5 protein-coding genes and 1 pseudogene are annotated in these 6,253 nt (G+C 54.1%); 2 read left to right on the top strand and 4 right to left on the bottom strand.

Features of this window, described 5'->3' with window-relative positions:
* Positions 1-314: pseudogene (locus ACN0VI_RS15430) on the top strand (hypothetical protein); the annotation flags it as partial.
* Positions 315-394: 80 nt separating this feature from the next.
* Here the strand turns inward: ACN0VI_RS15430 and ACN0VI_RS15425 are convergent.
* From ACN0VI_RS15425 to ACN0VI_RS15410, 4 genes are read right to left on the bottom strand one after another with little or no spacing between them, the layout of a single operon-like run.
* The gene (locus tag ACN0VI_RS15425) at positions 395-793 is read right to left on the bottom strand and encodes a hypothetical protein (RefSeq protein WP_073301117.1); all 399 of its coding nucleotides are present in this window, start codon (positions 791-793) and stop codon (positions 395-397) included.
* A 2-nt stretch (positions 794-795) separates the two neighbouring features.
* Entirely contained in the window at positions 796-3,027 is a 2,232-nt protein-coding gene (locus ACN0VI_RS15420) for a hypothetical protein (protein WP_073301116.1), read from the bottom strand.
* Positions 3,024-4,613 carry a site-specific integrase gene (locus ACN0VI_RS15415; RefSeq protein WP_073301115.1) on the bottom strand — a complete coding sequence of 530 codons (1,590 nt, stop codon included), beginning with the start codon at positions 4,611-4,613 and terminating at the stop codon, positions 3,024-3,026. The genes ACN0VI_RS15420 and ACN0VI_RS15415 overlap by 4 nt, the downstream gene beginning before the upstream one ends.
* Positions 4,610-5,872: a site-specific integrase gene (locus tag ACN0VI_RS15410; RefSeq protein WP_073301114.1), complete on the bottom strand. Its 1,263-nt coding sequence runs from the start codon at positions 5,870-5,872 to the stop codon at positions 4,610-4,612. Before ACN0VI_RS15410 ends, ACN0VI_RS15415 begins: the two co-directional genes overlap by 4 nt.
* 195 nt (positions 5,873-6,067) lie before the next feature.
* Between ACN0VI_RS15410 and ACN0VI_RS15405 the strand changes: the two genes are divergently transcribed.
* Positions 6,068-6,253 (top strand): ATP-binding cassette domain-containing protein (locus ACN0VI_RS15405; protein WP_417447421.1); only part of this gene is annotated, 186 nt, incomplete at its 3' end.

The following is a 6,253-nucleotide window of genomic DNA, read 5'->3' as shown; positions in this document are numbered from 1 at the left end:
AATCGGGAAATCGCCACGCCCAGGAGCAATGGGCTGAAGCACGCAAGATAAGAAAGTGTTTTTACACACTCTGGGCCGATTCCTGCCTAATCCGAAAGGCTCAAAGCGGTCAAAATCGGTCATTAATGGCCAGCGGCAACAGACCGCTTCATTCACGAGAAAATTATTCAGGTGTGAGCATGGAAATCAAATCGCTGGCGACGGTAGCCATGATTGAGAATGTGATCTACGACTTTTGCTCCACTGGCACTCGCATCCCCGATTGTGGCTTGCAATATGGACGTGTCATCAACTCGTACCCCTCCAGAGCTTAGCGCGGAGCATGGTCCGAGTGCTCGGATTTCAGGACGTTGCTGCCATGAGTCTTTTCCAGGTATGTGTTTTGAGCACCGGATCAGCTCTTCTTTCGAAGTTGTGAAACCGGCCGCTCCAACATCGATTGCGTTAGCCCGTGCATATCCGCATTGGCTTGCCAAATCAAAAACCGGCGATACATATCTCGAACAGCAGCTGACAGTTTCTGATTATTCTCTGTCAGTTTCTCAATGCGCTCGTTGGCTGCCTGAATATCGCTAATCCAGCCCGGCTTCAGCTTCTGAGCCTTCAATCCCGCCTTGGCATTCTTCATTGCTAAATCCACGGCAGGTAGATTCATCAGGGACTGGCGAGCACGACTAATACCCAGTTTTTCTTTGCAGGCATCAACAAGCAATGGCCAGGTCAGCTTCGGCCCTGACCATTCCTCAATCAGCTTAATGATGCGTTTCTCATCCTTTGGCGTTAAATGCCCCATCGTTAATCCTCGATCTCATCCAGCAAAGCCAAGACGTCATCCAACGATGGCAACGCCTCTTGCGTCTGGTTATCTTCAATGAATTTGACTTCGATCAGCCCCGACATTGCGGCGGCGTTCTTGGCCAGCGTCCAACCGTTATCGGCGTTCCACACAATGGCACCTTTTTCGAGTTCCGGGTTTTCCAGCATTTGGATGAGCGCCTCGCACTTAAAGAGTTTCTCACCCAATTTTTTGGCCGACTCCGACGCCCCAAACACACCACGAGACTGCGCATCCATGGCTTTATCTAGGCGGCGTTTAAGGTCGTCGCGTTCTTCCATGAGGTTGCCCAGCTTCACGTCATCCCCTTTGATGCAACCGAGCCGCCCGCAGTCCAAACAGGCACCCATTTTCGGGCAGGGTTCGGATGGAAAGTTGTGAACACAAACGCCAAGGTGGGTTTGATGGATAATGCGATCCTGCTCACCCTCGCGCAGTTCCCTCACATCAGCAAGATGCAGAGGCTGATTGGTTATGACCTTGTCCAGCCGGTGAGCAGCGGTGCTGTGCTTCGTTTTGGGGTGGTAAGCCGCAACACCTTGGGTGCGGTCCTCGATGGTTTCATGGTTGTAGACAGACCCCATCGACGTGCGCCCGGAGAAGGCGTCAATCAGGAGCTGCGACAGACCGGCCTCGTGCATCCGCGTGTTTAATTCGTGCCGAAACGCATGCGTGTTGACCTTGAGACCGGGGTAGCCATAGCGCTCGAACAGGCTTTTCTTTCTCCGGTTGTTAGTACCGCCTAGTTGCGTAGTCAATCGGATAGCATTCGCCGCGATCTCCACGCCAAACCCGTGTATCACAACGCGAGCTGAGTCGTCAGTTAGTGCTCCCGTGCGCACGGTGAACAACGCATAACGGTACCTCACACGAGCTTTGCCCTCCGTGTACGGCGTGGTGTATGGAAAATCCTTTGGAAGATACTTTTCACGCAACAGCACATTGAGCTTGCGCAGCGTGAGCACACACCGGTCGTCATACGCAAAACCCTGGATTCCTGGCTTGTCCTTATCAAATATGCGCTTCCCTACCATATCCCACCCGCCACGGATCTCGGCTAAGAGGGCTCGGGCCCCGGGGCTAAGCGCCTTTCGCTTCTCCAAGGGTTTGAGGAAATTGGCATTGAATACGCTTCGCGAGCCGCAGACGTTAGAAACGGTGAGTTTTAGCGCGGCACAGGCTTCGGCGTACGTGAGCGGTTCATCAAGCCCTCTGGGTGGCAGCCCTTCATGGAGTGGAAACTCATCGGGATGGTCTTCCAGCCAGGCGGCGTAAGTCCGCGCCTCGTCGGTGATCGGTCTCAGTAACGTGATGACCCGCTCGACGACCGGCTCCATCTCAGGCCTAACGACGGGCTTCAGCATCACCTGGTTTATCTTTTCCGCGTACCAGCGCAGGAACATGCGCCGATTGCCCTGGGTATCCTCTTTGAATACCCGGCAATCCAATTCAACATCCGCCAATTCACCCACGCGACTCGGAGCACTCAGTAACAGCGCACAGGCGGACGTCACAACGATATCGAGGGGGTTCGTCAGTTCGTTTGAGAACACTTCCCCGAGGACTCTGATCGCGTCAGGGTTGGGCAGCTTCTGTTCCCGATCCGCTTTTTGCTGCTTGAGCGTGCCACGCGGCCTGAGCGTCAGGTGAGTAGTCCACTGGAAGTCTGACTTGAGCAATTTTTTGGCCCGCATAAGGGTGATGATGGCCTCAAGTGCCTTGCCGTGCTGGTATGCGGTGTTGCCTTTTGTCCAGCGACGGTCCATGTCCTCGCACGCCTTGTTACAGATAGCGGCGGACACCCGCGTCACATCCTGCGTGCCGGTCAACTCGAACAGGGCGGCTCCCATCCCGGCCAAGGCTCTCAGCCAGATTGTCATCACCTTTTTCTGCGAATACACCCTTCGGTACACCAGTATGGCTTTGGCAAAGTCCGTGAAGGGTATCTGCATCGCCTTTGGGGCAACGTTGGTCGATCCGAGCGCCCTGAAGCTACAAGCATAGAAGCCGTGTTGGTGCCAACTGCCGTCTTCCCAGCAAATGCTCGAGTGCACTTGATTGGGAATGCCTTTGGGCAGGGTCTGTTTTGCCCATTCGATAAACGCCGCGAGCTGAGCCTCCGCGGCCAGTTGGTCCCTGGGTTTATAATCGACAATGTTGTTCGTCGGTACAGAATAAAACGCGTCGGTCATTCACCTTTCCTTTCCGATCGGAGCATGACTTCACAATCCAGTATCACCTTGCGGCAAGCCAGAATTGCCCGATCCCAGAGCACACCGGTCGTTTTATCCGTGGCAATGGTTTGCTCCCGGCGACGCTCTAATCGCTCAAGGACCGCGTGGTGATCTGCGTGTAGAAGAGGTTGGAATTTTCCGCATGCGTAACAGGTGTACGGTGCATCGAGATGGCAGGCGGCCGTGGCACCGCATACAGCCAAATCCTCGATTTGTCGATCCGCTCGATCCCCGTTTTTCGCTGAGGTGCGATCCGTAACGATGATTCCGGTGAACGCATTCACAACCAAGGCCAGATGGTCGCTCATCTTCGCGTCGATCAACGCCAGCAACTCCGGCGAAACGGCGCGGTACTTTCGCACTGTCATAGTATTTGTGTGCATCAATGCACGAGCCATCGTCCACTCATCATGCCCCGCATTGGAAAGGTCAGTGCCGAGTGTGTGCCTGAACCTGTGCCCCCGCGTCACTTTCAGCGGCTGATGGGTGCGAGGCGAAATCGGAAAGCCCTGCATCCGCTCAATGCACGCAAGCCAACCTTTGATCGTGCTTGATCCGGCATGAAAAATCGGGTGCGGCGCGTCTTCGAGGCTCTTTTGAAGGGGGCTGTTGAGCAAAACAGGGGGGGTCAGCCGCTCCTGAACTCCTGCTTCATCATGTTCTAGCTTCTTACGAAATAGGGGCACATTCTCAATGGCTGCATTCCAATCGGTACCGTCTGGATACGTTTGCCAGAGTTGCGCCAGTACCATTGCCTTGTAGGCATGCACGGTGTTGTAGAGGTCCTCATCCAGACTGAATATTTCGGACTTTACTCGCCAACCCGCTTCGTCGTCTTTTTGCTTTGCCCAATGAAACCTGATCTTGCAGCCCTGATTGCTCTTCGTGAAATCACCAAAAACCAGCATTCGCATCTGAACGCCACGCTGCCCGTAAATTATCAACAGGCGCAGGTAAAGATATTGCTCAAAATTTAACTTCCCGTGACAAAACTGCTCATGTATCCATTGATACAGCGCGTCCTGTTCCACCTGCGTGAGCGGGCCGCGTTCGGGGTCCAGGCTGAGGATCACATCTGTGCTGGATTTCTTTTTCCTGGGCAGTTCCTTGTAAGCATTGATCAGGGATTGCGGCGGGCGCTGTTCGAGTGATTCACAGTCGTGCCAAAACGCCATGAACGTAGCAATGCTAGAAAACTCAACAACATTAAAGCGCTCTCGCAGATCTATCAGTTGACCCTCGTTTAGCGGGTCAATCCCGGCCTGAGCAGCCCGCGACAACACGCTGGCGACCAGATTAACCGAGCCGGCTTCCTGATCGGCCATGCGGTACGCCAGGACGGCGTGCAACCAGGGTTTCCATTCCGGTGAGACGCACGCAATAGCCGCTTCCCAGTTAAGTGAATTACCAGCCGATCTGTCTGGTTTCCACATCGGTTCGGCCGGTGTGAACACCTCCCCACATTTCGCCAGGCGAGGCGTGTTCAGCCATGCATCGAGGCTGTCCTTCGTGGGTGCCTGAAGTGCTTCGACGGAGATTTTCACTTTGAACCGCCTTGTGTCTCGGCCTTTTGACGCATGGCCTTAAACCGCTCGGCCCGCTTCTGTATCGCTTTGTCCGCCACTTCTTTCCAGAATTTCGCGCCGTAGAGGCCAGGCATGTCCGATCCGGGACTCCAGCCGAACATCCATGTGAGGGTTTTTTGAACCTGCGTGGTGCGATCCTCCGGCGTGAGCGCTGCCAGTTCCTCACGCATGCTTTCCAGCATCGTGTAGACCGCGTCATGCCTCAGAATATGCGGGTGCACATGAGCCAGTTCCGGTGCTATTTCTCGGACCCTGGATAGAACGCCATCGATTGCTTTGATGGTCAGAGGGCCACCCTCATTTCGCTTGTGCGCCACCAGCAAAAACGGATGCTTTCTCGCTTGCGATGTGCCGCTACGGGGTTTTCTGTGGCGATACTTCGATTCGTACTCAGTGATTGCGTCATACAGGTCATCGGTCATCACCAGCATGCGCTCGTTGGTTTTGAATTGCGGGGCCATCGTTCGTGGATCGAGGCTCTCATCCTCCAGGTTGACCACAGCTAGTTGACGACTGTGCCAGCGAATATCGCTGGTCTTGATCAGCAGCATCTCGGAGCGTCGCAGCCCCATGTCGAGACCCAGCAGCAAAATGATGTAGTTACGCAGCCTGATGGCTTCATCTGAAAAGGGGTTCTCGGCGCTATCCGGATGCATGATTTCCAGCAATCGAGTTCGCTCCTGGCTGGTAAGCCCTTTCATTTCGTCGATTCGCGTTTCTTTCCACGAAGGGCGGGCCGCTTTGATCTTGCGTTTGATGCGCCCCTTCAGGTCGTCAATCGCCTCATATCGTGTTGAGTGATCACCCAACTTGTCATAAAGGAAGGCCAGATAGTCGCGTACCGCCTCGATTCGCTGCTGCGCATGGACTTTGCCAACGGATTTGTAGGCAGTCGGATGCAAACGCATCCCCGCATACTTCATGGCCAAGGTTTCCTTACTAAACCCCGCGTCCGACACAAACCTGGAAAGCTCACTGTCTGTCAAGTACCGGCTGTGAGGGCGCTGTTCGAGGTGAGAAATCAAATCAATGGAGGAAAAGGCCAAAAACTCCTCTAACACAGCCAGATGCTCAAGGTACTTCTTGGTTGTTTCGAGGGCTCTGCCCGAGTGCTCCATGGTCATGTAGAGGTTGGGGTAGTAAACCGGGATGTAGTCTTGCACCAGCAGCTTTCTACGAGCACCATTCACCACCTGCTCTATGACCTGGAAACCCATATTGCCCCCTCATAAAACATAACTTTTTTAAGTATAGTCAGGAACAAGATATGGTCAACGCAAAACCTAACGTTTTGCTTTCCAGAATTTAATCGCTTGTCGCTACCATAAAGCATTGAAAACACAGGATTAAAGGCGAGTAAAACCATGTCCAAAAGTGACAAAGCAGGAAAAACAGGCTCTTACGTCTACACCATGCATCGACTCGGCAAAGTCGTACCGCCGAAGCGTGAAATCCTCAAGAACATTTCGCTGTCCTTCTTCCCCGGCGCCAAGATCGGCGTGCTCGGCCTCAACGGCTCGGGCAAGTCCACCCTGTTGAAGATCATGGCCGGGGTCGACAAGGAATTCGACGGTGAAGCGCGGGCGATGCCCGAGCTG

It is taken from the genome of Kangiella sp., from assembly GCF_048265365.1.
Lineage (GTDB): Bacteria > Pseudomonadota > Gammaproteobacteria > Enterobacterales > Kangiellaceae > Kangiella.
Note: the sequence above shows the minus strand (reverse complement) of the source record. Positions and strands in the feature narration are given on the sequence as shown.